Annotated in this window: 24 protein-coding genes; 12 read left to right on the top strand and 12 right to left on the bottom strand. The window is 67.1% G+C overall.

Annotation, left to right across the window (positions count from 1 at the left end; genetic code table 11):
• Window positions 1-37: 37 nt before the first annotated feature.
• From EPD81_RS00925 to mtnA, 8 genes are all read right to left on the bottom strand, one after another.
• Complete coding sequence (locus EPD81_RS00925) at window positions 38-313, bottom strand: DUF2442 domain-containing protein (RefSeq protein ID WP_142803571.1); 276 nt, start codon at window positions 311-313, stop codon at window positions 38-40.
• Window positions 288-533 carry a DUF4160 domain-containing protein gene (locus EPD81_RS10935; protein ID WP_142803570.1) on the bottom strand — a complete coding sequence of 82 codons (246 nt, stop codon included), beginning with the start codon at window positions 531-533 and terminating at the stop codon, window positions 288-290. The genes EPD81_RS00925 and EPD81_RS10935 overlap by 26 nt, the downstream gene beginning before the upstream one ends.
• A gap of 69 nt (window positions 534-602) precedes the next feature.
• The gene (locus tag EPD81_RS00915) at window positions 603-1,469 is read right to left on the bottom strand and encodes a glycosyltransferase family 2 protein (protein ID WP_142803569.1); all 867 of its coding nucleotides are present in this window, start codon (window positions 1,467-1,469) and stop codon (window positions 603-605) included.
• Window positions 1,456-3,375 carry a lipopolysaccharide assembly protein LapB gene (locus EPD81_RS00910; RefSeq protein ID WP_142803568.1) on the bottom strand — a complete coding sequence of 640 codons (1,920 nt, stop codon included), beginning with the start codon at window positions 3,373-3,375 and terminating at the stop codon, window positions 1,456-1,458. The genes EPD81_RS00915 and EPD81_RS00910 overlap by 14 nt, the downstream gene beginning before the upstream one ends.
• A 96-nt stretch (window positions 3,376-3,471) precedes the next feature.
• Window positions 3,472-3,897 (bottom strand): pilin, encoded by a 426-nt coding sequence (locus EPD81_RS00905; protein ID WP_142803567.1) that lies wholly within the window; start codon window positions 3,895-3,897, stop codon window positions 3,472-3,474.
• 265 nt (window positions 3,898-4,162) lie between these two features.
• The gene (locus EPD81_RS00900) at window positions 4,163-4,675 is read right to left on the bottom strand and encodes a response regulator (RefSeq protein WP_142803566.1); all 513 of its coding nucleotides are present in this window, start codon (window positions 4,673-4,675) and stop codon (window positions 4,163-4,165) included.
• Window positions 4,676-4,721: 46 nt separating this feature from the next.
• Window positions 4,722-5,351 carry a class II aldolase/adducin family protein gene (locus tag EPD81_RS00895; protein ID WP_142803565.1) on the bottom strand — a complete coding sequence of 210 codons (630 nt, stop codon included), beginning with the start codon at window positions 5,349-5,351 and terminating at the stop codon, window positions 4,722-4,724.
• On the bottom strand, window positions 5,348-6,424 hold the full coding sequence (mtnA, locus tag EPD81_RS00890; RefSeq protein ID WP_142803564.1) for an S-methyl-5-thioribose-1-phosphate isomerase: 1,077 nt from the start codon (window positions 6,422-6,424) through the stop codon (window positions 5,348-5,350). The genes EPD81_RS00895 and mtnA overlap by 4 nt, the downstream gene beginning before the upstream one ends.
• 99 nt (window positions 6,425-6,523) lie before the next feature.
• Here mtnA and EPD81_RS00885 point away from each other — a divergent pair, with 99 nt between their 5' ends.
• Genes EPD81_RS00885 through EPD81_RS00845 form a run of 9 tightly spaced genes read left to right on the top strand, consistent with a single transcriptional unit; the run spans window position 6,524 to window position 16,987 of the window.
• Window positions 6,524-6,787 carry a PP0621 family protein gene (locus tag EPD81_RS00885; RefSeq protein ID WP_142803563.1) on the top strand — a complete coding sequence of 88 codons (264 nt, stop codon included), beginning with the start codon at window positions 6,524-6,526 and terminating at the stop codon, window positions 6,785-6,787.
• The gene (locus tag EPD81_RS00880) at window positions 6,774-8,291 is read left to right on the top strand and encodes a nitrogen regulation protein NR(II) (protein ID WP_142803562.1); all 1,518 of its coding nucleotides are present in this window, start codon (window positions 6,774-6,776) and stop codon (window positions 8,289-8,291) included. The genes EPD81_RS00885 and EPD81_RS00880 overlap by 14 nt, the downstream gene beginning before the upstream one ends.
• 52 nt (window positions 8,292-8,343) lie before the next feature.
• Window positions 8,344-8,925: an aminodeoxychorismate/anthranilate synthase component II gene (locus tag EPD81_RS00875; protein WP_142803561.1), complete on the top strand. Its 582-nt coding sequence runs from the start codon at window positions 8,344-8,346 to the stop codon at window positions 8,923-8,925.
• A gap of 27 nt (window positions 8,926-8,952) precedes the next feature.
• Window positions 8,953-10,005 (top strand): anthranilate phosphoribosyltransferase, encoded by a 1,053-nt coding sequence (gene trpD, locus EPD81_RS00870; protein ID WP_142803560.1) that lies wholly within the window; start codon window positions 8,953-8,955, stop codon window positions 10,003-10,005.
• Complete coding sequence (gene trpC, locus EPD81_RS00865; protein ID WP_142803559.1) at window positions 10,002-10,802, top strand: indole-3-glycerol phosphate synthase TrpC; 801 nt, start codon at window positions 10,002-10,004, stop codon at window positions 10,800-10,802. Before trpD ends, trpC begins: the two co-directional genes overlap by 4 nt.
• Window positions 10,803-10,838: 36 nt before the next feature.
• The gene (locus EPD81_RS00860) at window positions 10,839-11,867 is read left to right on the top strand and encodes an efflux RND transporter periplasmic adaptor subunit (RefSeq protein ID WP_221929154.1); all 1,029 of its coding nucleotides are present in this window, start codon (window positions 10,839-10,841) and stop codon (window positions 11,865-11,867) included.
• Complete coding sequence (locus tag EPD81_RS00855; RefSeq protein ID WP_142803557.1) at window positions 11,864-14,920, top strand: efflux RND transporter permease subunit; 3,057 nt, start codon at window positions 11,864-11,866, stop codon at window positions 14,918-14,920. Before EPD81_RS00860 ends, EPD81_RS00855 begins: the two co-directional genes overlap by 4 nt.
• 43 nt (window positions 14,921-14,963) lie before the next feature.
• Window positions 14,964-15,623 (top strand): protein-L-isoaspartate O-methyltransferase, encoded by a 660-nt coding sequence (locus EPD81_RS00850; RefSeq protein WP_142804220.1) that lies wholly within the window; start codon window positions 14,964-14,966, stop codon window positions 15,621-15,623.
• A gap of 5 nt (window positions 15,624-15,628) precedes the next feature.
• Window positions 15,629-16,987, top strand: a complete 1,359-nt coding sequence (locus EPD81_RS00845) for a TolC family outer membrane protein (RefSeq protein ID WP_185955314.1) — start codon at window positions 15,629-15,631, stop codon at window positions 16,985-16,987.
• Here EPD81_RS00845 and EPD81_RS00840 read toward each other — a convergent pair.
• Entirely contained in the window at window positions 16,962-18,320 is a 1,359-nt protein-coding gene (locus EPD81_RS00840; protein WP_142803556.1) for a 3-deoxy-D-manno-octulosonic acid transferase, read from the bottom strand. The genes EPD81_RS00845 and EPD81_RS00840 overlap by 26 nt on opposite strands.
• Before the next feature lie 96 nt (window positions 18,321-18,416).
• On the opposite strand from EPD81_RS00840, the gene EPD81_RS00835 reads away from it, so the two are divergent.
• Window positions 18,417-19,223 (top strand): symmetrical bis(5'-nucleosyl)-tetraphosphatase, encoded by an 807-nt coding sequence (locus EPD81_RS00835; protein ID WP_142803555.1) that lies wholly within the window; start codon window positions 18,417-18,419, stop codon window positions 19,221-19,223.
• A gap of 3 nt (window positions 19,224-19,226) precedes the next feature.
• Here the strand turns inward: EPD81_RS00835 and EPD81_RS00830 are convergent, their stop codons facing one another.
• From EPD81_RS00830 to EPD81_RS00820, 3 genes are read right to left on the bottom strand one after another with little or no spacing between them, the layout of a single operon-like run.
• Window positions 19,227-20,879, bottom strand: a complete 1,653-nt coding sequence (locus tag EPD81_RS00830; protein ID WP_142803554.1) for a methyl-accepting chemotaxis protein — start codon at window positions 20,877-20,879, stop codon at window positions 19,227-19,229.
• A gap of 13 nt (window positions 20,880-20,892) precedes the next feature.
• Window positions 20,893-22,899, bottom strand: coding sequence for a PhoX family phosphatase (locus tag EPD81_RS00825; protein WP_142803553.1), 2,007 nt, complete (start codon window positions 22,897-22,899; stop codon window positions 20,893-20,895).
• Window positions 22,900-22,956: 57 nt separating this feature from the next.
• The gene (locus tag EPD81_RS00820) at window positions 22,957-23,712 is read right to left on the bottom strand and encodes a 1-acyl-sn-glycerol-3-phosphate acyltransferase (RefSeq protein ID WP_142803552.1); all 756 of its coding nucleotides are present in this window, start codon (window positions 23,710-23,712) and stop codon (window positions 22,957-22,959) included.
• Window positions 23,713-23,938: 226 nt separating this feature from the next.
• Between EPD81_RS00820 and EPD81_RS00815 the strand changes: the two genes are divergently transcribed.
• Both EPD81_RS00815 and EPD81_RS00810 read left to right on the top strand, forming a co-directional pair.
• Window positions 23,939-24,883: a carbohydrate kinase family protein gene (locus EPD81_RS00815; RefSeq protein ID WP_142803551.1), complete on the top strand. Its 945-nt coding sequence runs from the start codon at window positions 23,939-23,941 to the stop codon at window positions 24,881-24,883.
• Window positions 24,874-25,332 carry a glycine zipper 2TM domain-containing protein gene (locus tag EPD81_RS00810; protein WP_142803550.1) on the top strand — a complete coding sequence of 153 codons (459 nt, stop codon included), beginning with the start codon at window positions 24,874-24,876 and terminating at the stop codon, window positions 25,330-25,332. The genes EPD81_RS00815 and EPD81_RS00810 overlap by 10 nt, the downstream gene beginning before the upstream one ends.
• The last annotated feature ends 147 nt before the right edge of the window (window positions 25,333-25,479 follow it).

Genomic DNA, 25,479 nt, shown 5'->3' with positions numbered 1-25,479 from the left:
TGCTTTCGCTTTCGTCGTGCTGGTCGATGCGCGGGGATCAGGATGGCGACACCGCGCGTGGCCGTGGTGCCGGGGTTCCCCACAGGAGGCTTTCCACGCTGATGTCTTCATCGACCTCAGGCCAATGGATGATCGTTCCATCGCCGATGAGTTCGAACCGGTTGCGCTGCTCCGGCGTTGCTGTGCACAGTCGCCATGACCAAACCAAGGGGATGCTGATCCTGCGCCCATCGACCAAGTGAACACGGATCTCTTCGTCCGTGACCTGTACGTCCTTCGCCTTGGGTTCAGGAATGACCGCTACAGTGTTCATGCCAAGCCTCCAGCAGCAACGAGCGATGCGTGTGTACGAGCCGCCAAATGACGTTGAGTTCCGCTGGTGCAAAACCATGGTTACGTTCCAAACGGACCGGATCCAGCCAGTATTTACATACACGTCGCTCACGCTGGACGTGGACATGTGGGGGTTCCGCGCAGTCGAAACTCACGAAGAAAAAGCGATATGGTCCGAATGGTCCTCGAATAGTCGGCATGTTGATTCCAACGATGCTCTTCCCCGGTCATTGTAGCGGAGAACCATCCAGCGGACGCGAAATACTATGTCATTCCCCCTCGTCATCCCTATACATCAGCATCGTGATCTGCTCCGACACCAGCCCCATGAGGAAAATCAGCAGCGAGGCGGTGTAGAGAAGGGCGCTCATGTTGGTGAAGCGGCCGATGCTGATGAAGGTGTGGACGTACCACAGGGTGGAGGCGAGGAAGAAGAGCGCCGAGAGGGGGGCGAAGAGTTTGAGCGGTGAATACAGCGTGGCGATCTTGAAAATGATGAGCAGGAAGCGCAGGCCGTCTTTCCACGGCTTGAGGTGGCTCTTGCCGATGCGCGCGCTCGCGTGGATGGGGACGTAGGCCACGGGGTAGGCGCTGCGGAAGAACGCCATGGTGATGGTGGTGGGGTAGGAAAAGCCGTTGGGCAGCAGGTAGAGGAAGCGGCGGAACTTGGCCGCGCGCACGGCGCGAAAGCCGGAGGTGAGATCGGGGATGCGGTGGCCGGTCATGTAGCCGGCAAGGCGGTTGTAGAGGCGGTTGGCGAGTCCGCGGCCGAGACTTGCCTGCGAGGTGCCATCACGCGCGCCCACCACCATGTCATAGCCCTCGTCGAGTTTGGCCAGGAGCCGCGGGATGTCGTCCGGGTCGTGCTGGCCGTCGGCGTCCATGAAGACCAGCACTTCGCCCGTGGCCGCACGGGCGCCGCTTTTCACCGCCGCACCGTTGCCCAGCGACACGGGGTGGCGTACCACGCGCGCGCCGGCGGCCCGGGCGATGGCGGCGGTGTCGTCGGTGGAGCCGTCGTCGACCACGATGAGCTCGGCCTCGGGGAAGCGCTCGCGCAAGCGCGTGAGCAGCGGGCCGAGGGCGGCTGATTCGTTCTTGGCGGGGAGGATGAGGGAGAGCTCAGGGTTGGGCATGGCTCAGTTCTTTCTGGATCTGCGCACGAATGCGGGCGATTTCGCGATCGTAAATGCGCCGCGGGAACTTGAGACTCGTTTCCGGCTGCTGCCGATAGAGGGTCTCCGCTTCGTCCAGCAAGCGGGCGGCCTGGGCGTAATAGCCGGCATTGGCGACTTCGGCCACCATCTGCATGGAGGAGTCGATGTTGGCGTAGCGCCGCATGGCCTCTCGGTAGAGGATTTTGGCTTCGTCGGCGTAGCCGTCGGCGAGCAGCAGGCGGGCTTTCAGGTAGGGGATGAGGCGCAAAAAGAGCGGAAAGCGATTGAACGCCGGGTTCTCGGCGAGCCGGTCGATCAGCGTCAGGGTAGCCGAGCGATACCAAGCCGGTCGATCCTGGCGCAGGGCTTGGTCGACGAGCGTACGCAGGGCCATGACGGCCTGTGCATCGAAAGGCTGGCGGACGAGGCGCTCGCCAGCCCAGGTGAAGTCTTCGGGGGTGGCGGTGTCGAGATAGACTTTTTGCAGCAGGCGGCTCATGGTCAGCAGGGGACTATCCGGTAGGCGCGCGATCGCGTCCGTGATCACGGCTTCGGCTTGCTCTGCGTCCCCCATGCGGGCGTAAAAATTCGCGAGCGCATTCTGGGCACGGGGAGAATTCGGCGCCGCGAGCGCCCAGTAGATCTCCAGCTTTTCGGCATCGCCCCACAAGGAGGCGCGCTGGTAGGTGAGAAAAGCGAGCGTGCCGAGCATCGCCAAGCCGAGTACGGCGACGGTGGCAGCGGAAACCTGGCGGCGCAGCAGGTCGAGCCCACGGGCGAGCGGCAAAAAAAGAAAAGCCGAAGGAAGATAGTTGCGGTGCTCGAAATAAAGCTCCAGACCGAGCCAAGTGGATTCGATGAGGTGGCCGGCGAAAAAGAAGAGTACGGCGAGGCTGAGAAAGGGCGCTCGCCGGCGCAGCCAGAAGGCGGCGCCAAGGAGCACGGCCAGAGCGGCGAGCGCCCAGGCGGTGCTCGGCGGATCGAAGAGACTGTGGGAAATGACGATGTCGTCGCGGTAGAGGCCGCTGCCTTCGATGCGGGGAAGGAACAGATTTCCGAGGTAATCCCACAGGATGCGGCTTTCGGTGAGCAGGCGCTCGGGTTGGTCGAAGGGCCGGTCGGGCCAGAGACCCGGGGTGAAATCGAGCTGGCGCAGCAAGTAGCCCAGCAGGACGAGGCTGGGTAGCCAGAGGAAGAGCGCGCGGAATGCGAGCGGCAAGCGTGGCAGGGTCGCCGGGGCGCAAAATTCGACGGTGAGCACCAGGAGCGGCAGAAGGGCGCCATTTTCCTTGCTGAGGGTGGCGAGCACAGTCCCGAGGGCGAGAGATGTGCCCATCCAGACGAGCCCGGCGCGCGGGCGCAGGGGAAAGAGGTGGCGGCCGTGCAGGTAGGCGGCAAGCGCGGCGAAGACGAAGATCGCCGCGAGCTGCGTCATGCGCTGCACCGGGTAGAGCGTGGTCGAGACGAGGAAAGGATGCAAGAGCCAAGCGGCCGATGCGAACAGCGCCGACCATTGCGCACGGCGCTCGTCGAGACCATAGAAACGGCACAGCTGCAGCGCCGCCCAGGTGAGCAGCACGCCGGCCAGGAGGTGCAGCATCAGGTTGGTGTATTTGAAAGAGGCCGGGTCGGAGGGCCAGGCGTTGTCGTTGAGGAGAAACGAAGCGAGCGCGATCGGCCGGCCGCTCGGCCCCGACCAGCCGCCGAAGACGAAAGCGCGAAACGTGCCCCAGTCGGTGACGCCGCCGTAGGCGGAGAGGTCTTGGAGATTGGGGGCATCGTCGAAGAGGAAACCGCCCGTCAGCCCCGGCCAGAGGCAGAAGCACGCAAGTAAAATGGTGCCGATCCACAAAAAAATAGGGGCAAGCGGGCGGAATGAATCCATGCCAAAGTTTTTCGTCGCAAGAAAGGCAATGACGTGGTGCCACCCTATTGGAAGAATTAGGTGGCGCCACGCAAGGGGAGTCAGCCAGTTAAGCCGTTAGCGGCAGATCGCGGGTCGCCATTTGACATCCAAATCGGAGCCCGTGGCACCGCACTTCCACTGCACGCCGCCTGCACCAGTTGTGGGGCTGAGCACTAATTTTTTGTCCTTTGCGACTTTGTCGTTATAAACGATTTCGATTTGCCCTTTAGTATTTATCGTAACTTTAGTGACCGCATTGCCCGTGATTGAGGTATCTGTGGCCAGACCGGCGGATGCGTTACTTTTTGGCAATCGGTTGTTGGTGGAGTAAAACTCCGTGACTGCCGTCTTGGCCCCGGCGGCGAGTGCCAGGCCCTCCGCGACGTGGGTGCGCTTGGTGTAATCCTGGTAAGCGGGCAGCGCAAAGGCCGCCAGAATCCCGATGATCGCCACGACGATCATCAGTTCGATGAGGGTGAAGCCTTGTTGCATGCGTTTCATGGTGGATCTCCTTGTTGCGGTGAGAATAATGCGCACGACGGGTGCGTCGGCAGGTGGAGCGTAGCGCGGCGGCGATCGCGATGTAAAGGGGTGCGGGGGAAAAATTTTTTTCCTTTTCATTCAATGGCTTGTGACGGCGTCTGCACTGCTTGTCGTGGATGGAGGGCGCATGGGAGGAGGGGGTACATCAAATTTTGCTGTGGACCTGGGGATGCAGCGTGGGTGTGCGGGGGCGCGACGCGGGGTTTGCCGCAGCCGCTGGGCGTCATTCGGCCAGGCCGAGGCGCTGCATCCAGTAGCGCAGCTTGGCCAACGTCCAGCCGAGTTCGCGGGCGGTCTTGCTCTGGTTCCAGCGGTTGCGTTCGAGGACGGCGACGAGGGCGGCGGCATCCAGCGGGGCGTCGCGATCCGGCGGGCAGTGCTGGAATCCGTCGAGGATCTGGGCGAGCCGCTCGGCGCGCAGGGGCTTGGTGAGGAAGTCGTGCGCGCCGAGTTTGACCGCGTGCACGGCGGTGTCGATGTCGCCGTAGGCGGTGAGGACGACGACGGGGGTGAGGGGGCGGCGTTCGCGGGCGTAGGGGACGAGCTCGAGGCCGTTGCCGTCGGGCAGACGCAGATCGGTGAGGATGAGGTGGTAGGGGGTGGCCGTGTCGGCGAGCACCTTGCGGGCACCAGCGCAGTCGCCCACGGAGTCGGCCTGCCAGCCGTGGCGGCGTAGGGCGAGCGTGAGGAGGGTGCGTAGGTCGGGCTCGTCGTCGATGATGAGGGCACGTGGCATGCCGGAATGATAACGGCTCGGGCGGGCGATGAGAAGGGGGTGGCGCTCAGCGCCGGCCGTAGCCGGCGATGGCTTCCCGGGCTTCGGCGATCTCCTCGTCCGTGAGATGCACCGGCTCGCCGAGCGTGCAGGCCCTCAGGTAGTGCTCGCACAGGGTTTCCAGCTCCTGCGCGAGCGCGAGCGCCTGGGGAAGGTCGCGACCGAAGACGAGCATGCCGTGGTTGGCCATGAGGCAGGCGCGGCGGCCTTCGAGGGCTTCGAGCACCGCGTCCGACAGCGCCTGGGTGCCGAAACGGGCGTAGCGGGCACAGCGCACGTCGGGGCCGCCGAAGCGCAGGATCATGTAATGGAAAGAGGGAAGGTCGCGGCGGTGGCAGGCGAGCGCCGTGGCTGCCGGGCTGTGGCAGTGGATGATGGCGCCGGCTTCCGGGCGATGGCGGTAGAGATCGCGGTGGAAACGCCATTCGCTCGAGGGGGGCCAGGGGCCGGAATGGGCGCCGTCGAGCGTCATCGGTACCATCATGTCGGTGGTGAGCTCCTCGGGCGCAATGCCGGAGGGGGTGATGAGGAAGCCTGCGGCGGTGCGCACGCTGAGATTGCCGGCGCTGCCGGGGTTGAGGCCGGTTTCGGCCAGGCGCCGGGCGGCGGCAAGCAGCGCCAGGGCGGCATCGGTCATCGGTCGGGCTCCAAGGCGAGCTTTACGGCGGCGAGCGGCGCGGGCCAGGCGCCGGTCTCGGTGAGAATTGCGGTGATCCAGCGCGCGGGGGTGACGTCGAAGGCGGGGTTGCGTACCCGCGCGGGAAGGGGGGTGAGGCGCACGGGGACGGGGTCGCCCGCGCCGGGCGGTAAGCCGGTGACGGTGAGGAGTTCTTCGGCAGCGCGTTCCTCGATGGGGATGGCGTCGCCGTCGGGGCAGGCGGGATCGAAGGTGGTGGCGGGCGCCGCCACGAGGAAGGGCACGCCGTGGGCATGCGCGGCGAGGGCTTTGAGGTAGGTGCCGACTTTGTTGGCGACGTCGCCGTTGCGGGCGATGCGATCGGCGCCGACGAGGACGAGGTCGATTTCGCCCCGGGCAATGAGGATGCCGGCGGCGTTGTCGGCGACGAGGGTGGCGGGCACCCCGGCTTGCGTGAGTTCCCAGTGGGTGATGAGGCCCTGGTTGCGCGGGCGGGTCTCGCTCACGAAGACTTCCATCGGGATGCCGGCGGCGTGGGCGAGGTAGATGGGGGCGAGCGCCGTGCCGGCGCCGCAGGTGGCGACCCAGCCGGCGTTGCAGTGCGTGAGAAGGCGCACGGGGCGATCGAGCCGGCGCGCTAGTTCCTCGATCCAGGCAAGCCCGGCGCGACCGATGGCCTCGCAGCGCCGGGCGTCGTCGGTGCGCTGGCGCTCGGCTTCAGACCAGGCGGCGGCGGGTCGATCGGCGGGCGGAAGCGGGGCGAGCACGGCGCGCTGCGCTTCGAGCGCGAGGCGCAGGTTTACCGCGGTGGGGCGGGTGGCGAGCAGCCGGGCGATCGCCGCTTCGAGGGCGGCGTCGCTGGCGTCGCGCTCCAGGGCGAGCGCCAGGCCATGGGCGGCAGCGACGCCGATGAGCGGGGCGCCGCGCACGCGCATGGCGACGATGGCTTCCAGCACGTCTTCCAGGGTGGTGAGCCGGCGCTCGACGACGCGCCAGGGAAGTCCGGTCTGATCGAGGATGACGATGGCGTTGCCATCGCGGCGCAGGGTGGCGAGCGGGGGAGTAAAGGACATCGTGAGCCGAACGTCGATCCAGGGCGAAGAAAATCATAGCACGGCAGGAACATGGGCACGCGCTACAATCGCTTCTTTGGTCCGATGCGGGATGCGGTGATGCGTTGGTTGTTCTGGTTCCTGTTGCTGCTGGCGGTGGTGTGGTGGGTGCGGCGGCGGTTTTTCGCGCAGGAGGGTGCGTCGCGCCCTGGGGGCGAAGGCGGGCGAGCCCAGCGGCGGCGGGGCGCTGCCGGTGAGGCCGAACCGATGGTGCAATGCGCCCATTGCGGGGTGTTCGTGCCGGCATCGGAAGCGGTGTCTGCCGGGGGGCGGACGTTCTGTTGCGTGGCGCATCGCGAGGAATTCGCGCGTGGAGGAGGGTGAGCGCTCCGCCGATGGCATGGCGGGGGTGGCCGTTCGCCTGGGGGATCTGCTGCGCGTGGCCGTGGCCGGCGTGCTGCTGGTGGGCGGGCGGCAGATGTCGCTGGGGGAGGAGTGGCCGGCGGCGTTTCTGTGGCTGGGCGTAGGCTATTTCGCGGCCGCCGTGGTGCTGGCCGCATTGCGGCCGATGCGCCTGCGCCGGCCGGGCGCATGGGTCACGGCCGCGGCGCTGTTGGACGTGGGGGCGCTCACGGGCTTCATGGCGGTGAGCGGGGGGTTCCGCTCGGGTCTGGTCCCTTTCCTGTATCTGGCGGTGGGTGGGGCCGCTTTGGGGGTGTCGCGCCGGCTCGCGGCCTTCTATGCATCCCTGGCCGCCCTGGCGATGCTGGGGGAGAATCTATGGCGTACCTGGTTGGGGGCGGGGCCGAGCGATGCCTATCTCGTGGGGCTGAGCGGGGCGGGCGCTTTTGCGGTGGCGCTGGCGGCGCAGGCGCTGGGGGAGCGTCTGCGCCGGGCGGAAGAGTCGGTCCGAGCGCAGCAGCAGACGCTCGCCTGGCAAAGGGAGATCAACGACCGCATCCTGCGGGAACTGCGCGACGGGGTGTTGGTGGTCGATGATCGGGACGTGGTGCGCTACGCTTCCCGGCCGGTGCGGCTTTGGCTGGGCCGGGAGCCCGTGGGAGAGCGGGTCGACGCGATTCTTCCCGGTGTCGATCGCGCTTTGGCACGTGCAGGGGGTGAGCGCTGGGTGACGGTGCAGGGGCGCCGGTTGCGTTGTCGGGCGAGCGTGCCCTATCGTGGCGGCGGGTGGCTGGTGTTCGTGAGTGATTTGGAGGAGGTGAGCCGGGAGTTCGAGCGCAACAAGCTGGCCTCGCTCGGCGCTTTGGTCGGCGGGGTGGCGCACGAGGTGCGCAACCCCTTGGCGGCGGTGGTGCAGGCGTTGGAACTGATGCGGGGCGAGGAGGACGCGACGGCGCGCGAGACCTTGCGGGCGATGGCGCTCGACAATGCCGAACGGATCGAACGCCTGGTGGAGGACGTTTTGTCCCTGGGGCGGCGGCAGCGGCCTCGGCCGGAAGTACTCGATCTTTCCGTGTGGCTGAGGCAGTGGCGGCGCGAGGCGCTCGCGCGGCTGGGCCGCGGCGAGGAGGAGGTGGTGCTGGAGGGGGAGGAGGGCTTGCGCATTCGGGCCGATCCCGTGCATCTGCGCCACATCCTCGATAATCTCCTCGATAATGCGGCGCATTTCGCGAGCCGCCGCGCGGGTGCGATCCGCGTGTGTACCCGGGCCGAGGGGGAACGGGTGCGGCTGGAGGTGTGCGACGACGGGCCGGGACCGGCACCGCAGGTGCGCGAGCGTTTGTTCGAGCCGTTCGTTTCTTCGCGCGCCGGCGGCACGGGCTTGGGGTTGTACGTGGCCCGTACGCTCGCCCGGGCGAACCAAGGGGAAGTGGAGTGGGTCGACGCCGGATGCTTTCGCGTGTGGCTGCCGCGCGAGGGGCCATAGTGGGCGCGCTGCTGTGTACAATGCGATGCTCGATGCCCAGGGAGGAAGGGCGATGTTGCTGTTGATCGACAATTACGACAGTTTCACGTGGAATCTGGCGCAGTACTTCGGCGAGCTCGGGGCTCGGGTGAAGGTGGTGCGCAACGACGAGGTGACGGCGGGGCAGATCGCGGCCTGGCGGCCGCAGTATCTGGTGATTTCGCCCGGGCCGTGTTCTCCGCGCGAGGCGGGGATCTCGGTGGAGGTGATCGAGCGCTTTGCCGGTGAAATCCCCATCTTTGGCGTGTGCTTGGGGCATCAGGCGATCGGGGCGGCGTTCGGCGGCAGGATCGTCCACGCCAAGCGCTTGATGCACGGCAAGACCTCGCCCGTGTTCCATCGCGGCGAGGGGGTGTTCGAAGGGCTGCCCAATCCGGTGGAATGCACGCGCTACCATTCGCTTGCGGTGGAGCGCGAGTCGCTGCCCGAGTGTCTGGAGGTGACGGCCTGGACCGAGGACGGTGAGATCATGGGTTTGCGTCATCGCACGCTGCCGGTGGAAGGGGTGCAGTTTCATCCGGAATCGATCCTGACGCGGTACGGGCACGAGATGCTGGCCAATTTCCTGCGCCAGCACGCACCGCAGCCGGCGTGAAAGGAAATTTTGCGAAAGGAGCCACAGGTGGGAACGAAGATCACGCCGCGTGAAGCGCTGCAGCGTACGATCGAGCTGCGCGAGATTTTCTACGACGAAATGCTCGACCTGATGCGCCAGATCATGGCGGGTGAAGTCTCGCCGGTGATGATGGCGGCGATCCTCACGGGCCTGCGCGTGAAGAAGGAGACGGTGGGCGAGATCACTGCCGCGGCGCAGGTGATGCGCGAACTCGCGCTCAAGGTGGAGGTGCCTCCGCCACACGATCACCTTCTGGACGTGGTCGGCACGGGGGGGGATTCCTCGCACACGTTCAACGTGTCGACCACGAGCGCGTTCGTGATCGCCGCGGCCGGGGGCAAGGTGGCCAAGCACGGCAACCGCTCGGTGTCGTCCAAATCCGGCAGCGCCGACGTGCTCGAAGCCCTGGGGGCGGAGATCGCCCTGCCGCCCGAGGCCGTGGCGCGTTGCATCGCCGAGGTGGGGGTGGGGTTCATGTTCGCGCCGGCGCACCACAGCGCGATGAAGAACGTGGCGGCAGTGCGCCGGGAGATGGGTGTGCGCACCATTTTCAACATCCTGGGGCCGCTCACCAACCCGGCCGGGGCGCCGAATTCGCTCTTGGGGGTGTTCCACCCCGATCTAGTGGGGATCCTAGTACGCGTGATGCAGCGGCTCGGCGCCAGGCACGTGCTGGTGGTGCATGGGCTCGATGGTCTAGACGAGATCACACTGGGCGCGGATACGCTCGTGGGCGAATTGAAGGATGGCGAGATCACCGAGTACCGCATCCATCCAGAGGATTTCGGCCTGCCGATGGCCTCGAGCCGTAACCTCATGGTGGAGGATGCGCAGGAATCGCGGGCGCGGCTGCTCGCGGTGCTGGAGGGTGAGGCGGGGCCGGCGCGCGACATCGTGCTCCTGAACGCCGGGGCGGCGCTCTATGCGGCCAACGTCGTGCCCTCGATCGCCGAGGGCATCGAGCGCGCCCGCGAGGCGATCGATTCGGGCGCGGCGCGGGCCAAGGTCGACGCCTTCGTTGCCGCCACGCGCCGGTTCGCGTCCGAGGCTGGGCGATGAGCGACGTGCTCGATCGCATCCTCGCGCGCAAGCGGGAAGAGGTGGCCGCGGCGCGCGCGACCCGGTCGCTCGCCGAGCTGGAGGCGGCGGCGCGGGCGCGGCTCGAACGCGATCCGCCGCGCGGTTTCGTCGCCGCCATCGAGCGCAAGCTCGTGGCCGGCGAGCCTGCGGTGATCGCCGAGATCAAGAAAGCGAGCCCTTCGAAAGGGGTGATCCGGCCCGAGTTCGACCCGGCCGCGATCGCGCGCGCCTATGAATCGGCCGGCGCGGCCTGCCTCTCCGTGCTCACCGACCGGGAGTTTTTCCAGGGGGCGCCGGAATATCTCGCCGCGGCGAGGGCGGCCTGCACCTTGCCGGCGCTGCGCAAGGATTTTCTCGTCGACCCTTGGCAGGTGTGGGAATCCTGCGCAATGGGAGCCGACGCGGTGCTCCTGATCGTGGCCGCGCTCGACGATGCGGCGCTGCGCGAGCTCGCGCTACTCGCCCACGAGCTGGGGCTGGACGTACTGGTGGAAGTGCACGACGCGGCCGAGCTCGAGCGCGCGCTCGAGCTACCCGTGCGGCTCGTGGGGATCAACAACCGGGATCTACGCACCTTCGAGGTGTCGCTGGAGACCACTTGGTCGCTCTTGCCGCGCATTCCGCAAGACCGGATCGTGGTGACGGAATCGGGTATCGGCGCGCCCGCGGACGTGGCGGCCATGCGCGCGCGCGGCGTGCAGACCTTTCTCGTGGGCGAGGCCTTCATGCGCGCGCCCGATCCGGGTGCCGCTTTGCGCGCGCTCTTTTTTGCCTGAGCGATGGGGAGAGATCCGGTGCGGCGATGGGGATGGATGGTGGCAGCCTGTGTGCTGCTTGCCGGCTGCGGGCGGCAGGAGACGCCGGAGCAGCAGCAGGAGCAGCCGGTGGTGGTGCGCACGGCGCCGGTGCGCGCGGCGGAGCCCGCCCCGCTGGTACTCTCCGGTACGGTGCGGGCGCGCCACGAAACGCCGCTCGCCTTCCAGGTGGGAGGGCGCATCGTGGCGCGGCTGGTCGATGCGGGGGCGTCGGTCCAGACCGGGCAGGTGCTGGCCCGGCTCGATCCCAAGGACGTGCTCGCCCGGCTCGAGGCAGCCCAGGCCGAGGTGCGCGCGGCCCAGGCGCAGTGGCGCCTGGCGCAGAACGAGCTCGCGCGCACCGAACGGCTGGCGGCGCAGCAGTTCGTGGGCGAGCAGGCGCTCGACCGGGCGCGCACTCAGCTGGAGGCCGCGCGCTCGCAGCTCGAAGCGGCGCAAGCCCAGGAACGGCAGGCACGTAACGCTTTGGGTTATACCGAGCTGCGTGCCCCGACCGACGGGGTGCTCATGGAATGGAGCGCCGAGCCGGGGCAGGTGGTGGCGGAGGGACAGCCGGTGGCCACGCTCGCGCAAAAGGGCGCCCATGAGGTGGAGGTGGCCTTGCCGGAGCGTTTCGGGAGCCAGCCGCCGCTGCGGGGCGAGGCTATTTCGTCCGACGGTTCGGTGGTGCCGATCGAACTGCGTGAGGTGAGCGGAGCGGCCGATCCAGTGTCGCGCACTTTCCGCGCACGCTATCGCCTGCTCACCGCCGATCCGCCGCCGCTGGGTAGCGTGGTGCAAGTGCGTTTGCCCCAGCCGCCGGTGGAAGGCTGGGAAGTGCCGGTGGGGGCGATCGACGAGCGTGGCGCTGGAGCGCGGGTCTGGCGGGTGCGCGAGGGACGCCTCGAAGCGGTGCCGGTAGAGGTCTTGTCGATGGATCAACGCACGGCACGGGTGCGTGGGCCGCTGCAAGCGGGCGAGCGGGTGGTGGCGTTCGGCACTCATGTGCTGCGCGAGGGGATGCGGGTCGAGGAGCGCTTGCCGTGAGTTTCCCCAATCTCTCGGCGCTCGCGGTGCGCGAGCGCGCCGTCACCCTCTTCTTTTTGATCCTGTCGGCCTTGGCTGGCCTGTATGCCTTTCTTGGCCTCGGGCGGGCGGAGGATCCGGCCTTCACCGTGCGTATCCTCATGGTGTCGGCGCTGTGGCCGGGAGCCACGGCGCCGCAGATGGAAGAGCAGGTGGCGCACCGTCTGGAGAAACGGCTGCAGGAGCTGGAATACCTTTACCGGTTGACGACGACGGTGCAGCCGGGGCGGGTGGACATCCAGGTGGAGTTCGAGGAGTACGTGCCGCAGCGCGAGATCGGCCGGCTGTTCTACGAGGTGCGCAAGCGCATGTGGGACGAGGCTTCGACGCTGCCGCAGGGAGTGATCGGCCCCATCGTCAACGACGATTTCTCCGACGTCTATTTCAGCCTGATGGCGCTGACGGCGCCCGGCTTGCCGCCGTGGGACCTGGTGCGCGAAGCCGAGGCGCTGCGCGACCGGCTCGCTCGCGTGCCCGGCGTACAGAAGGCGCTGCTCATCGGCGAGCAGCCCGAACGGATCTTCCTCGAGCTCGACCTCGACCGCCTCATCCAGTTGGGGCTGACGCCGCAGGCGGTGTTCGAGGCGATCGACGCGAACAACGCGCTGGTTCCGGCCGGATTCCTCGATACCGGCGGGCCGAGGGTGTACGTGCGTATTCCGGGGGCCGACCTCTCGGAGATGGATCGCATTGCCGCGGTTCCGCTGCGCGTGGGGGGGCGCATCCTCACGGTGGGGGAGCTGGGGACAGTCCGCCTGGGTGTGGAGGATCCACCTTCGTTCCTGGTGAGGGCCCACGGTGAGGAGGCGATCCTTCTCGGCGTGGTGATGCAGCGCGGCGAGAATGGGCTCGAGCTGGGCAAGCGGCTCGCACGCTTCGTGGCCGAAGAAGAGGCCAGATTGCCGGCCGGCATGACGCTCTCCGTGCTCACCAATCAGGCCGAGGCGATCGCGCAAGCCGTCGATCTCTTCCAGGTGAAGTTCCTCGTGGCCGTGGCGGTGGTGATGGGGGTGACTTTCCTCACGCTCGGTTGGCGCGCCGGGGTGGTCGTGGCCGTGGCCATTCCCGTGACGCTGGGGCTCACGTTTCTCGCGATGCGCTGGAGCGGGATCGACCTGGACCGCGTCTCGCTGGGGGCGCTGATCCTCGCCCTGGGCTTGCTGGTCGATGATGCGATCATCGCCATCGAGATGATGATCGTCAAGCTCGAGGAAGGCTGGGATCGGATCGCGGCGGCCGGCCATGCCTGGAACGTGACGGCCAGGCCCATGCTCTTCGGCACTCTGGTGACGGTGGCCGGTTTTTTGCCCATCGGCTTCGCGCGCTCGGGCGTGGGGGAATACGCCGGGAACATCTTCTGGGTGCTCGGCTACGCCCTGGTGATTTCCTGGGTCGTGGCGGTGATCTTCACGCCTTATCTGGGCGTGAAACTGCTGCCGTCCTACCCCAAGCGCGAGGCCGGGCACGGGGTGTACGATTCCCCGGCCTACCAGCGATGGCGCGCGGTGATCGTCTGGTGCGTGGCGCGGCGTAAGACCGTGGTGGGCGCGACCCTCGCGGCGCTCGCGCTGGGGGTGGCGGCCATGGTGGGGCCGGTGCAGAAACAGTTCTTTCCAAGCTCCGACCGTTCGGAGGTGCTGGTTTCGATCTGGCTGCCGGCAGGCTCGGCCATCGGGCGCACCGACGAAGTGGCGCGGCGCATCGAGGCGATCCTCGCGCCCTTGCCGGAGGTGCGTTCGTTGTCGACCTACGTCGGGCGCGGGGCGCCGCGCTTCTTCATCTCGGCCAACCCCGAGGAGCCCGATCCGGCTTTTGCCAAGATCGTGGCCGTGACGCAGGGGGTGGAGGCGCGCGAGAAAGTGATCGCGCTGCTCGAGGCGCACCGGCAGGCAGGGGAATTCGCCGAGGCGCGCATCCGGGTCCATCGTCTGCTCTATGGGCCGCCGGTGCCCTGGCCGGTGGCTTTTCGCGTGGTGGGGCCGGATCTCGAGGAGTTGCGCCGTCTGGGTGAGGAAGTGCGCGCGGTGATGGCATCCCATCCGCACGTGCGCGACGCACACCTCGAATGGAACGAGCGCGCGCCCGTGCTGATGCTGGAGGCCCCGGCCGAGCGCCTGCGGGCCATGGGGTTGACGCCGCGGGAGGTGGCGCGGCAGCTGCAGTTCGCACTCGACGGCATTCCCGTGACCGAAGTGCGGCGCGACATCCGTACCGTGACCTTGCTCGCGCGCGGCGAGGCGGCGGTGCGCGACCTGGCGCGGCTCGAGAGCCTCGAGTTGCGCACCCTCGATGGGGCTCGGGTACCGCTGGGGCAGGTGGGTCGCCTCGTGATACGGCACGAGGAGGTGCGCTACAAGCGCCTCGATCGGGAGCGATTCGTCGCGGTGCAGGGCGAGATCGAGGGCGCGCAGGCGGTGGACGTGACCGAGGCGCTGTGGAGCGCGCTCGCTCCCTTGCGGGCGAGCTTGCCGCCGGGCTACCGCATCGAGATCGGCGGCACGGTGGAGCAGTCGCGCAAGGCCGACGCCTCGATCCAGAAATTGCAGCCGGTGATGGTGGCGGTGATGCTGATCCTCATCATGCTGCAGATGCGTGAATTCGCCGGCACCTTCATGACCGTGGCCACGGCGCCCCTGGGGGTGATCGGGGCAGCCGTGGCGCTGCTCGTCTTCGACCAGCCCTTCGGTTTCGTCGCCCTGCTCGGTCTCATCGGCCTGGCGGGGATCCTGATGCGCAACACGCTCATCCTCACCCAGCAGGTGCGCGACAATCTCGAGGCCGGAATGACGGCGCTCGAGGCGGTGGTAGAGGCGGCGGTGCGGCGCACCCGGCCGGTGCTGCTCACGGCCCTTGCGGCGGTGCTCGCCTTCGTGCCGCTGGCGACCGACACTTTCTGGGGGCCGCTCGCCTACGTGCTGATCGGCGGCGTGATGGGGGGGACGCTCATCACCTTGTGTTTCGTGCCGGCGCTCTATGCGCTATGGTACCGTCTGCCGCAGCGCAAAATGGGCTAGAATCAAAAAATCGTTCCATTTTCCGGTCGTAGGGGGCATGAGTATGGATTTCGAGCAGGCACGATTCAACATGGTGGAGCAGCAGGTACGCACCTGGGAGGTGTTCGATCAGCGGGTGCTGGATGCGCTGATGACGGTGCGGCGCGAGCAGTTCGTGCCGGAACCCTACCGGACGTTGGCGTTTGCCGAGGTGGAGATCCCGCTGGGATTCGGCGAGCGCATGCTGCGGCCGGTGATCGAAGGCAAGGTGCTGCAGGCGGTGCAGCTGCAGAAAAGCGAGGTCGCGCTCGAGATCGGTGCGGGTTCGGGCTATTTCGCCGCCTGCCTCGCCCATCTGGGGCAATGGGTGCACAGCGTCGAGATCGTGCCGGAACTCGCCACGCGCGCCCAGGCGAACCTCGAGGCCGAGGGCTTCGACAACGTCGAAGTAATCACCGGTGACGGCCTCGAGGCGCTGGCGGCGCCGGGCCCCTTCGATGTGATCGTGCTCTCGGGCGGAGTGGCGGAGGTGCCGCGTTTCCTGCTCGATGCGCTCAAGGCCGGCGGACGGCTCTTCGCCTTCGTCGGTGACGAGCATCTCATGCACGGCCGGCTCTATACCTGTTCCGAGCCGGGCAAGGTGCGCCACGAGGATTTGTTCGAGACGGTGGTACCCCGGCTGCGCGTGCCGCAGCCGGAGGCTCCTGCCGCCCTATTGGTATGAGTCGGATGAACGGACGGGAACGAACGCGCGGCTGCGGCTGCCTCACTCCGTGGCGTGTGGCCTTGACCCTCGGTTTGGCGGTGGGACTGGGCGTCGGTGCCGGGGGGGCGCGTGCGGCCGATCTGCTCACGCTCTATCGGCAGGCGTTGCTGCAGGATCCCAGCTACGCGGCCGCGCGGGCGTCGATGATGGCCGGTCAGGAGCAGATGGTTCAGGGTCGGGCGCTGCTTTTGCCGAACGTGGCGCTCGATGCCAACGCTTTGCACAATCGCCTGGACGTCGGTGAGATCGACAAGAACTATGGCTCGCGCCAATGGACGGTGCGGCTCACTCAGCCGCTTTTTCGTCTGCAGAACTGGGCGGCAGCCAAGCAGGGGGAGTTGCGCACCAGCTTGAGCGATCTGCAATGGGCCGAGGCACAGCAGGAGGTGGCGTTGCGCTTGGCTCGAGCCTATTTCGACGTGGTGGCGGCCCAGGAGGCGGTGGATGCGGCAGCCGAGCTGCATCGTGCCTCCAGCGAGCAACTGGCATATGCCAAGAAGAGCTTCGAGGTGGGTACCGTCACCATCGTGGATGTACACGAGGCCCAGTCGCGCTTCGATCTGGCCGACGCGCAGCTGATCGCGGCACAGAACCAGTTCGATGTGGCGCAACAGGCCTTGGCGGCCATCGTGGTGGATCTACCGCAACGGTATGCCCGGCTGAGCCCGGATGCCACATTGTCCGGCCCCGAGCCGGCACGGATGGAACCGTGGGTGGAGGCGGCGCAGCAGGACAATTTTCTGGTACAGCAGGCGATGGTGAGCCGCGAGATCGCCCAGCGCGAGGTCCAGCGGCGCCGTGCCGGACACCTTCCCAGTGTGGATCTGGTGGCGCAGCACGGCAAGTCGCGTGATCTCTCCCGTTTCCCGCCGTTGCACACCGAGACGGCGGAGTCGTCTCAGATCGGGGTACAGGTTACGGTGCCGCTCTATGCCGGCGGCGCCACCCAATCGCAGGTGCGCGAAGGGGCTGCGTTGCTCACCAGGGCCGATCGGGAGGAGGAGTATGCCAGGCGGCAGGCGGTGTTGAGTGCCCGGGAAGCTTTTCTCGGCCTGACGAGCGGTTTGGCGCGGGTGCGGGCACTGGAAGCGGCGCTGCAATCGTCTTTGTCGAACCTCGCGTCCACGCGCTTGGGCTACGAGGTGGGGGTGCGGATCAACGTCGATGTGTTGAATGCCATGGCGCAAGTGGCCGATGCCCGGACGCAGTTGTCGCGTGCGCGCTACGATACGCTGTTGTGGCAGCTTCGGCTGAAGGCGGCGGTAGGCAGGCTCTCGGAGGAGGATCTGGCCGCGGTCAATGCGCTTCTGGTCGAGGAGTGACGGGTCCTCCGGCATCTCGTCGCGTGCGATTCCGTTCACGCTCGAGCCAGGGGGTGAGCAGCTCGAGCGTGCGTTCGGTGGCGCCGCGATGCGCGGCAAGGAAAATGGCGCCGTTGGCGATCACCGCGGCGCGCTCGTCGGGCTGTTCGATCCATCGCTGCGCGAGTTCGATCGCTTCCTGGGGGTTGCGTACCTGGGCGATGGCCTGAGCCGCCACGCCCTGGGCGACCACGTCGGCAAAATTCTCCGTGTGGGGGCCGACGATGGGCGGCGTGCCGGCGGCGAGCGCCTCCAGGGGATTCTGCCCGCCGTAGCGCTCCCAGCTTCCGCCGATGATGGCCACGTCGGCAAGCGCGTAATAGGCGTAGAGTTCGCCCATGCTGTCGCCGAGCCAGACGTCGTCTTCGGGGTGTGGCAGGGAGACGCTGCGGCGGCGATGGCGCAAACCATGGCGTTCGACGAGACGGGCGACTTCGTCGAACCGCTCGGGGTGCCGTGGCACGATCACCAGGAGCGGTGGCTCGTGGAAAAGGAAATCTTCCCGTTCGGCCCATTCCTGCCGTAACCCTTCCCAGGCGCGCAGGAAACGGGCTTCCTCGCCTTCGCGGCTACTGGCGAGCACGACGACGGGGCGGGGGCCGATGGCCTCGCGCCACGTCTGCGCCAGCGCGATCGCCGCCGGTTCGGGGCTCCAATCGAATTTGAGGTTGCCCGTGACGGCGATGCGGGAGAGGCCGAGCGCGCGCAAACGCTGCGCATCGGCCGCACTCTGCGCCCCGACCTGCACGAAGGCGTCCCACTCGAGCGGTAGTAGCCAGCGGAAACGGCGATAGCGGCGAAAGGAACGCTCCGACAGCCGGGCGTTGGCGAGCACGAGCGGCACGCCCTGTCGCTTGGCCTGCCGCAGCCAATTCGGCCAGATCTCGGTCTCCATCACGATCCCCAGCCGCGGGCGCGCGCCTTCGAGGAAACGGCGTACCCAACGGCTGTGATCATAAGGGGCATAGGCTTGCACGATGGCGGGATCGTGGGCCCAGAGCCGGTGGCCGGTCTCCAGGCCGGTGGGGGTCATGTGCGTGACGAGCAAGCGCAGCCGAGGGTAGCGGCGGCGCAGCGCCCGCACCAGGGGATGAGCCGCGCGCGTTTCGCCCACCGAGACGGCGTGGATCCAGAGGGTGTCGCGGCCGTCGTCGGGTAAGGCGACGTGCCCCAGGCGTTCGCGCCAGCGGCGCGACACGTCTGGTCGGTCGCGATGCCGCAGCCAATGCCGCAGCCGCAGCCACGGCCAGGCGAGCCGCCAGAGGGCATCGTAGATGTGATAACGTAGGGACACGGGCGACGTCGCAAAAAAGTGGGCAACGATGCTAGTTTAGCAAGTCCGGCGGCGATGCGCCCAAGTCGTGGAAAAGAAAGGGGGGAATGGCGCAGGATGGCGACTTATGCGATCGGGGACGTGCAGGGGTGTTACGCAGCACTGCAGCGTCTGCTCGAGGGGATTGGCTTTGCTCCACCGCACGACCGGTTGTGGCTGGTGGGCGATCTGGTCAATCGCGGACCGCAGTCGCTGGAAGTGCTGCGCTTCGTGCGTACGCTGTCGCCGGATTCGGTCGAGGTGGTGCTGGGTAACCACGATCTGTATCTCTTGATGCGGGCGGCGGGTTATCTCAAGCGCGCGCGAGACGACACCCTGGATGCGGTGCTCGCGGCGCCGGATCGCGACGAATTGCTCGAATGGTTGCGGACGCGGCCCTTGCTGGTGGTAGACGAGGATATTGGCTATGCGATGGCGCACGCCGGCGTGAGTCCGGTCTGGTCGCTGGCGCAGGCGGCGGCGTGTGCGCGCGAGGTGGAGAAGGCCTTGCGCGGCGATTCGGCGTGGTTGTTGCGGCTAAAGGGCGATCGGCCCACGCGCTGGCGCGACGATTTGGCCGGCCTCGATCGACTGCGCTACATCGTCAACGCCTTCACGCGCATGCGCTTCGTGTCGCTGCGCCACGGGGCCCTGGAGCTGGAGGCGAAAGGGCCGCCGGAGCGGGCGCCCAAAGGCACGGTGCCGTGGTTCCGTTGGCCGCAGCGGGTGCCGCTGGGGGTGCAGGTGGTGTTCGGCCATTGGTCGGCACTGGGGTTTTACGCCGGCGATGGCGTGCTCTGCATCGATACGGGTTGCGTCTATGGAGGGTTGCTCACGGCGGTGCGGCTGGAGGATGGGGCGGTTTTCACCGTCTCGGGGAAGTGAGCCTCAGGCGCGAAAACGCTGCAGGAGCGCACTCAGGGTCTGCGTGAGCCGATCGAGCCGCTCGGCGGCTTCGCTGCCTTGACGTGCGAGGTCGGCGAGGGTTTCGGAGGCGCCGGCGACATGGGCGACTTCTTGGGCGATCTGACGATTGACGCTTGCCTGCTCACTCGTGCCTTCACGGATCGCTTGGGCTTGCGCGCCGATTTCGTCCATCGTGTGCTCGATCGCATCGATCGCGGCCAGGGCTTGGCGAGAAGAGGCGAGAGCCGTTTGGATCGATTCCCGTCCTTGGGCCATGTCGGCGACCATCCTGGTGACGTGGGATTCGACGCGTTGGATCGTGGCCCCGATCTCGCCCGTGGCCTGTGCCGTGCGCTCGGAGAGTTTTCGTACTTCGTCGGCGACCACGGCAAAGCCTCGGCCGTAGGCGCCGGCACGAGCCGCTTCGATCGCGGCGTTGAGGGCGAGCAGGTTGGTCTGTTCGGCGATGTCGCGGATGACCTCGACGATGCGCCCTACCGATTCCATTTCACCGTCGATGGTGCCGGCGTCTTCGGCTAGCGCTTCGAGCCGTTGCGCGAGCGTTTGGGTATCCTGGGTGTGGGAGCGCACCCGGTGGGCGGCCTCACGGCTGCGGGCGACGCCATCGGCTACTGCCTCGGCTGCGTGCTGGGCATCGGAGGCGGATTGGTCCATGGCGGTGGAGAGCTCTTCGATGCCGGCAGCCATTTCTTGCGCCGATTGCGCTTGTTGTTCTGCGGCGGCGGCAATCCGTCGGGCGCGCTCACGTTCGGCAGCAACCGAGTCGGTCAACTGCCCGCTCGCCTGGGTGAGGGTGTGGACGAAGTCCCGTAGTTGGCTGCGCATGTCCTGCAGGGTCGCGATCAGGGTGCCGATCTCGTCGCGCCCCTCGTCATCGAGATCCTGGCGCAGGTCGAGGGCGGCGACGGCGCGTGCGAAGTCGAGCGCAGTGCGCATGCCGTGGCGTAGGCGATGGGTGGAGAAGTAGGCGAGGATGAGGAGCAGCAGCGTCACGGCGCCGAACAGCAGCGCGATGACGAGGCGGCTTTGATCGGAGGCTTGGGCGCTGTGGTCGAAGTCGGCGCGGGTGGCGTCGCGTTCGAGATGGATCAAGTCGTCGAGGGCGGCGTGGACGTCGTGCAGTTGCGTCTCGATCTGCCCGATGAGTCCGCGCTGGGATCGACCTAGACCAGCGAGGTCGTCGCCATAGAGTTCGATGGTCTGACGCGCCGTGTCTACGGCCTGATGAAAGCGCTGGGCGGCTTCTTCGAGGCGAGCGAACGCGGTGCGTTCGTCTTCGCGCATCGGCCGTTGCCCGAACGCTGCGAGGATGGCTTGGGCTTGATCCGAGGCGCGCTCGAGCTCCTGTGGATCGAAGGAGGAGATTTTCTGGCTCGCGTCGGCAAAGACGCGGTAGAGGAAACTCGCTTGCCGCTCGGCCAGGTGTTTGAGCTGGGCGAGGTCGACGAAGGGGGCGACTTGGCCGCTGTAGGCGCTGCGCATCGTGCCGGTCTGGGTGTCGATGGTCTGGTAGGCGAGCGCGATCACGATCGAAAAGAGTCCGATCGCGATCGCGACCATGATCCAGTAGCGTGCCTGCAGCGAAAGAGTGAGCGAACGGGAACGACGCGCCATCCTCGAGGGTTCCTCAGCGCGCGGCAAATACCGGCGCGCCGTCGGCCCGTTCGATCACCAGCGTGGCCGAGCGCGGCCGGCCACCGCCCAGTTCGCGGAACTGCACATGTGGCCATTCGGAGAAGGCGGTGGGATGCGCTGCGAGGTAGGTTGCGAGATCTTGGCCTGCAGGGAGGGCGGGGGCGCGTGGATGGCCTTCGGCTTCGCCGGGATGCTGGACATTGACGAACATCGTGCGCCCGTCGTTGCTCCAGGTGAGCCCGGTGATCTCACAGCCCGAGGGGCCGACGAGGAAGCGGCGAATGAGCCCGGCGTCGGGGTCGGCGACCAGCATCTGGTTGTTGCCCATGCCTTGGTAGGGGCCGGCGTTGCTGTAGCTGCCGTCGGTGAGGATCCACAGGCGGCCGGCGGCGTCGAATCCCAGGCCGTCGGGGGAGTTGAAGAGGTTGTCTTTGGTGATCGCCGCCGAGCCGGCGCGCGCATCGCCTCGAGGATAAACGAGGGGGTTGCCGGCGAGCACGAAGAGATCCCAGGAGAATTCGTCCGCCGTCGGATCGCCGCCGTTTTCTTGCCAGCGCAGGATCTGACCCCAGAGGTTCTCGGCCCGGGGGTTGGCGGCGTCGACTTCGCTCGCCTTGCGCCGGTTGTTGTTGGTGAGCGTGACATAGACTTCCCGGCGATGAGGATGGATGGCAACCCATTCGGGACGATCCATTTTGGTCGCGCCGACGACATCCCCGGCCAGTCGCGCATGGATGAGGACGTCGGCTTGCGTGGGCAAGCGCGCCTCGGCGGCGAGCAGTGGATTGCGTTCCTTGTCGAGCAGAATCCATTGGCCACGGAAACGTTGGCCGTCGGGCGTGGGGTCGGCAGTGAATCGGGCGACGTAGAGATCGCCGGAATCGAGCAGGTCGCGGTTGGCGGCAGGGTTGCCGGGGTCGTAGCGGCCGTGGCTCACGAAGCGGTAGAGGTATTCGTAGCGTTCGTCGTCGCCCATGTAGACGACGACCCGCCCGTCGGGGGCGATCGTGACGGCGGCATTTTCGTGCTTGAATCGGCCGAGCGCGGTGCGTTTCTTCGGCGTACTTTGGGGGTCGAAGGGGTCGATCTCGACCACCCAGCCGAAGCGGTTGGGTTCGTTGGGTTCGCGCCGCAGGTCGAAGCGCTCGATCACTTCGTACCAGCGATAACCGCCGTCCTTGCCGATGCCGTAGCGTTGGTGCATCGGGTCGGTGCTGCCGCCGCCGAAGTAGTTGTGAAAGTTTTCTTCGCACGTGAGGTAGGTGCCCCAGGGGGTGAACCCATTGGCGCAGTTGTTGAGCGTGCCGCGTACTTGGGTTCCCGTGGGGTCGGCCGAGGTGCGCAGGAGCGGATGACCCGCGGCTGGGCCAGTCAGCACCATGGGCGAGTCGCCGGTGATGCGGCGGTTGTATTTCGAGGGAATGACAGGGCGCCAACCGCTTTGACCGTCGCGTTGCAGATGAACAATGGATACGCCATGCGCGTTGATCGCTTTCATCGCCTTTTCGCGCGTCCAAGGCTCGGTGTATTCCTTGCCGAAGAGGTATTCGTAGTTGGTGTATTCGTGGTTGAGTGCAAGAAGACCTTGGTCGTAGACATTGGGACCAAAGGGGAAGAAGTGCATGCCGTCGTGGTTGTCCCCGATCTGCCGGGCCTGCTCTTCGGCCGAGGCCGAGGCATCGGGTCGCCAGTAGGCGGAAAAGTCGAGCAGGGGGTCGCCCCAGGGCAGGATGGCGCGCACCACGTAGCCGTCCATCACGGTGACGTAGTCGTGGCTGTGGGTGGGAATCGAGCGGGGGAAAGCAGCCAGTAACGACGAGACCGTGGTACCCCGATCGTCGAGCGAGCGGGCGAGTGCCGCGGCCGGCGAGGCGAAAAAGCTCAGGAGGGTTGCGCCGCCCGCGCCTTGGAGCAGGCGGCGGCGGACCTGATCGACGATCTCGGTAAAGGTGTGGTTTTCGGCTTCTCGGGTTACGGGATTGTCTTTCATCGCTTTCATGGGATCTGTCGGGGGGCGGTTCGATGGTGCAGAGTCTAGAGCGGCTGTGTGACGGTTTTATGGCGAAGGCAGGTCTTCCTCGATACGCTCGCGTACCCAGGCTTCGAGGGCTCGGGTGAGCGCTTTGCGGTCGGCTCCCTGGGTGGGTAGGGGCTCGGAGACATCGAGCCGGGCGCGCAGCCGAGGCTCTCGCACGATACGGACCAGTGATTGCATGAGCGTCATCTGCCCGTAGAAGGCTGCCGCGGTCGTGCGTCGGCCGTCGGCATCGTAGTAGCGAATCGCTACGGCTTGGACCGGGGCGCCAGCGTCGATCGCCGGTTGCAGCAGCGCCGCGTGGAAGGGGTGTAGCGACAGGCCGTCGGTGGTGGTGCCTTCGGGAAAGAGCGCGACGCTCTGCCCTTGCCGCAGATGCGATACGAGCTCACGGGCGAGCACCGCGGCGTGTCCCCGGCTGCCGCGCCGCAGGAAAATGGTTTCGTTGCGCGCCGCGAGCCAACCGATGATGGGCCAGCGGCGGACTTCGGCCTTGGCGATGAAGGCGGCGTCGGTCTGCGAGAGGACGACGAAGACGTCGATCCAGGAGACGTGGTTGAGGGCGAGCAAGGCGCCGCTGGCGAACTCGCCATGCCGCTCCACCTCGATGCCGCACAGGGCGACGAGGCGCCGCGACCAACGCTGCCGCAGACGGGCGCGGGTGGGGGCATCGGCGAAGGGAAAGCACAGGACGATGGTGGCTAGCCCAATGGCGAGATGAAGGGCGAGGCGGGCGAGCCGCAGCGCGCGGATCGGTCGGGGAACGGAGCGGAGCATGGTGGTCGTCGGTTCATGGGGGTGATCGGCGCATGGTAGCGGAAAACGGGCATGGCGAACGGGCCGTGGCGCGGCTGTATGGCGTCATCGTGCAAGGTTTGCGCCGACCTCACCCAGTGAGCGCGCACGACGGCTTTTCACGGTGCTATGAGGGGAGTTACCGCCTGCATCCATGTCGCTCCCGTATAATCGCCATCTGCTCTGCAAGGCGATGAAGGAATCGGCGATGACGCGTATCGTGGTGTGCGGATCGATGGCTTACGACACGATCATGGTTTTTGAGGATCGATTTCGCGAGCACATCCTGCCCGATAAAATCCATATGATCAATGTGGCTTTTACCGTGCCACGGTTGCGGCGCGAATTCGGAGGCTGTGCCGGCAATATCGCCTATGGTCTGAAACAGTTGGGTTCCGAGCCGGTGATCGTTGCCACGGTAGGCGAGGATGTGCAGCCGTATTTCGCACGGCTGGAATCGCTCGGTATCTCGCGCGAAGGGATCGCCGTGCTGCCCGGGGAATTTACTGCCCAGGCGTTCATCACCACCGACCTCGACGACAACCAGATCACCGCTTTTCACCCGGGCGCGATGGCTTTATCGCATCGCAATCCGGTGGCGGGGCGTTTGGCCGGGCAGTGGGCCATCGTTGCGCCCGATGGCCTGGAGGGGATGCTCGCGCATTGTGCGGCGCTCGCCGAGGCCGGGATTCCTTTCGTCTTCGATCCTGGGCAGGCCTTGCCCCTCTTCTCGGGCAAACAGTTGTTGCAGTGCCTGGAACCAGCGCGGGTTTGTGCCGTCAATGATTACGAGGCGCAGTTGCTGGAAGAGCGTACGGGATTGTCGCTGGTGGCACTGGCTTCGCGGGTCGAGGCGTTCGTCGTGACGCGGGGGGCGCAGGGCGCCTGGGTCTTCGTCGAGGGGGAGCGTTTCGAGGTACCGCCGGTTCGCCCCGAGGCGGTGGTGGATCCCACCGGCTGCGGCGACGCCTTCCGCGCGGGACTGCTCCATGCGATCGCTTCGGGTAGTGATTGGATCCGGGCGGTGCGCCTGGGCGCCGTGCTCGGGGCGATCAAGGTCGCCTCACGCGGGGCGCAGAATTACACCTTGCGCCGTGAGGAGTTGGTGCGGCGCTATGAAGAAACCTACCAGGAGAATTGGCCATGGTCGTGAAGAAAGGGATGGTATTGATGGTGGTGGCGGCTCTGGGCGTGGCGGGATGTGCCTCGGGGCTTGGGGGCGGCACTTATGGTCGGACCGAGGCGCGCCGGGCGATGAGCGTACAGTACGGGGTGGTCGAATCGGTGCGGCCGGTGCAGCTCGAAGGCACGAAGTCGCCGCTGGGCGCAGGGGCCGGGGCGGTGGTCGGCGGGGTGGCCGGAAGTGGCGTCGGCGGCGGCCGTGGTCAGATCGTCGGGGCGACCGTGGGTGCCGTGGCCGGGGGCCTCGCGGGTGCGGCGCTGGAAGAGGTGGCGACGCGCAGGCCGGGCGTGGAGGTGACGGTCCGGCTGGATAACGGCCGCGTGATTGCGGTGGTTCAGGAAGACGAGGGTGAAGGGTTCCGCCTGGGTGAGCGCGTGCGCGTGCTCAGCGATGGAGGAACGATGCGGGTGGCACGCTGAGAAATGCATGGGGCTGCGAATGGCCCTGATGTGCGCGCGTGCGGAGGCGGGGTGTTCGCAGCGCTGGGTGCGAGATCACGCACGCAGCCGGCGGGCATCCGCGCCGTGAAGCGCGCCGCGATGCAGCCCCGTGGCAGAGCTGATTCG

Origin of the sequence: Tepidiphilus sp. J10 (assembly GCF_006980785.1) — a bacterium.
GTDB classification, from domain to species: Bacteria; Pseudomonadota; Gammaproteobacteria; order Burkholderiales; family Rhodocyclaceae; genus Tepidiphilus; species Tepidiphilus olei.
This window is presented reverse-complemented; position numbering and strand designations above follow the sequence as displayed.

Bases quoted from the DNA above. Each gene is read 5' to 3' on its own strand.
- EPD81_RS00825 (WP_142803553.1), bottom strand. From the start codon at position 22,899: ATGAAAGCGATGAAAGACAATCCCGTAACCCGAGAAGCCGAAAACCAC.
- EPD81_RS00885 (WP_142803563.1), top strand. From the start codon at position 6,524: ATGCGTTGGTTGTTCTGGTTCCTGTTGCTGCTGGCGGTGGTGTGGTGG.
- EPD81_RS00910 (WP_142803568.1), bottom strand. From the start codon at position 3,375: ATGGATTCATTCCGCCCGCTTGCCCCTATTTTTTTGTGGATCGGCACC.
- EPD81_RS00900 (WP_142803566.1), bottom strand. From the start codon at position 4,675: ATGCCACGTGCCCTCATCATCGACGACGAGCCCGACCTACGCACCCTC.
- EPD81_RS00915 (WP_142803569.1), bottom strand. From the start codon at position 1,469: ATGCCCAACCCTGAGCTCTCCCTCATCCTCCCCGCCAAGAACGAATCA.
- EPD81_RS00820 (WP_142803552.1), bottom strand. From the start codon at position 23,712: ATGCTCCGCTCCGTTCCCCGACCGATCCGCGCGCTGCGGCTCGCCCGC.
- EPD81_RS00875 (WP_142803561.1), top strand. From the start codon at position 8,344: ATGTTGCTGTTGATCGACAATTACGACAGTTTCACGTGGAATCTGGCG.
- EPD81_RS00835 (WP_142803555.1), top strand. From the start codon at position 18,417: ATGGCGACTTATGCGATCGGGGACGTGCAGGGGTGTTACGCAGCACTG.
- EPD81_RS00860 (WP_221929154.1), top strand. From the start codon at position 10,839: ATGGTGGCAGCCTGTGTGCTGCTTGCCGGCTGCGGGCGGCAGGAGACG.
- EPD81_RS00815 (WP_142803551.1), top strand. From the start codon at position 23,939: ATGACGCGTATCGTGGTGTGCGGATCGATGGCTTACGACACGATCATG.
- trpC (WP_142803559.1), top strand. From the start codon at position 10,002: ATGAGCGACGTGCTCGATCGCATCCTCGCGCGCAAGCGGGAAGAGGTG.
- EPD81_RS00850 (WP_142804220.1), top strand. From the start codon at position 14,964: ATGGATTTCGAGCAGGCACGATTCAACATGGTGGAGCAGCAGGTACGC.
- EPD81_RS00810 (WP_142803550.1), top strand. From the start codon at position 24,874: ATGGTCGTGAAGAAAGGGATGGTATTGATGGTGGTGGCGGCTCTGGGC.
- EPD81_RS00845 (WP_185955314.1), top strand. From the start codon at position 15,629: ATGAACGGACGGGAACGAACGCGCGGCTGCGGCTGCCTCACTCCGTGG.
- EPD81_RS00895 (WP_142803565.1), bottom strand. From the start codon at position 5,351: ATGACCGATGCCGCCCTGGCGCTGCTTGCCGCCGCCCGGCGCCTGGCC.
- EPD81_RS00830 (WP_142803554.1), bottom strand. From the start codon at position 20,879: ATGGCGCGTCGTTCCCGTTCGCTCACTCTTTCGCTGCAGGCACGCTAC.
- EPD81_RS10935 (WP_142803570.1), bottom strand. From the start codon at position 533: ATGCCGACTATTCGAGGACCATTCGGACCATATCGCTTTTTCTTCGTG.
- EPD81_RS00925 (WP_142803571.1), bottom strand. From the start codon at position 313: ATGAACACTGTAGCGGTCATTCCTGAACCCAAGGCGAAGGACGTACAG.
- mtnA (WP_142803564.1), bottom strand. From the start codon at position 6,424: ATGTCCTTTACTCCCCCGCTCGCCACCCTGCGCCGCGATGGCAACGCC.
- EPD81_RS00905 (WP_142803567.1), bottom strand. From the start codon at position 3,897: ATGAAACGCATGCAACAAGGCTTCACCCTCATCGAACTGATGATCGTC.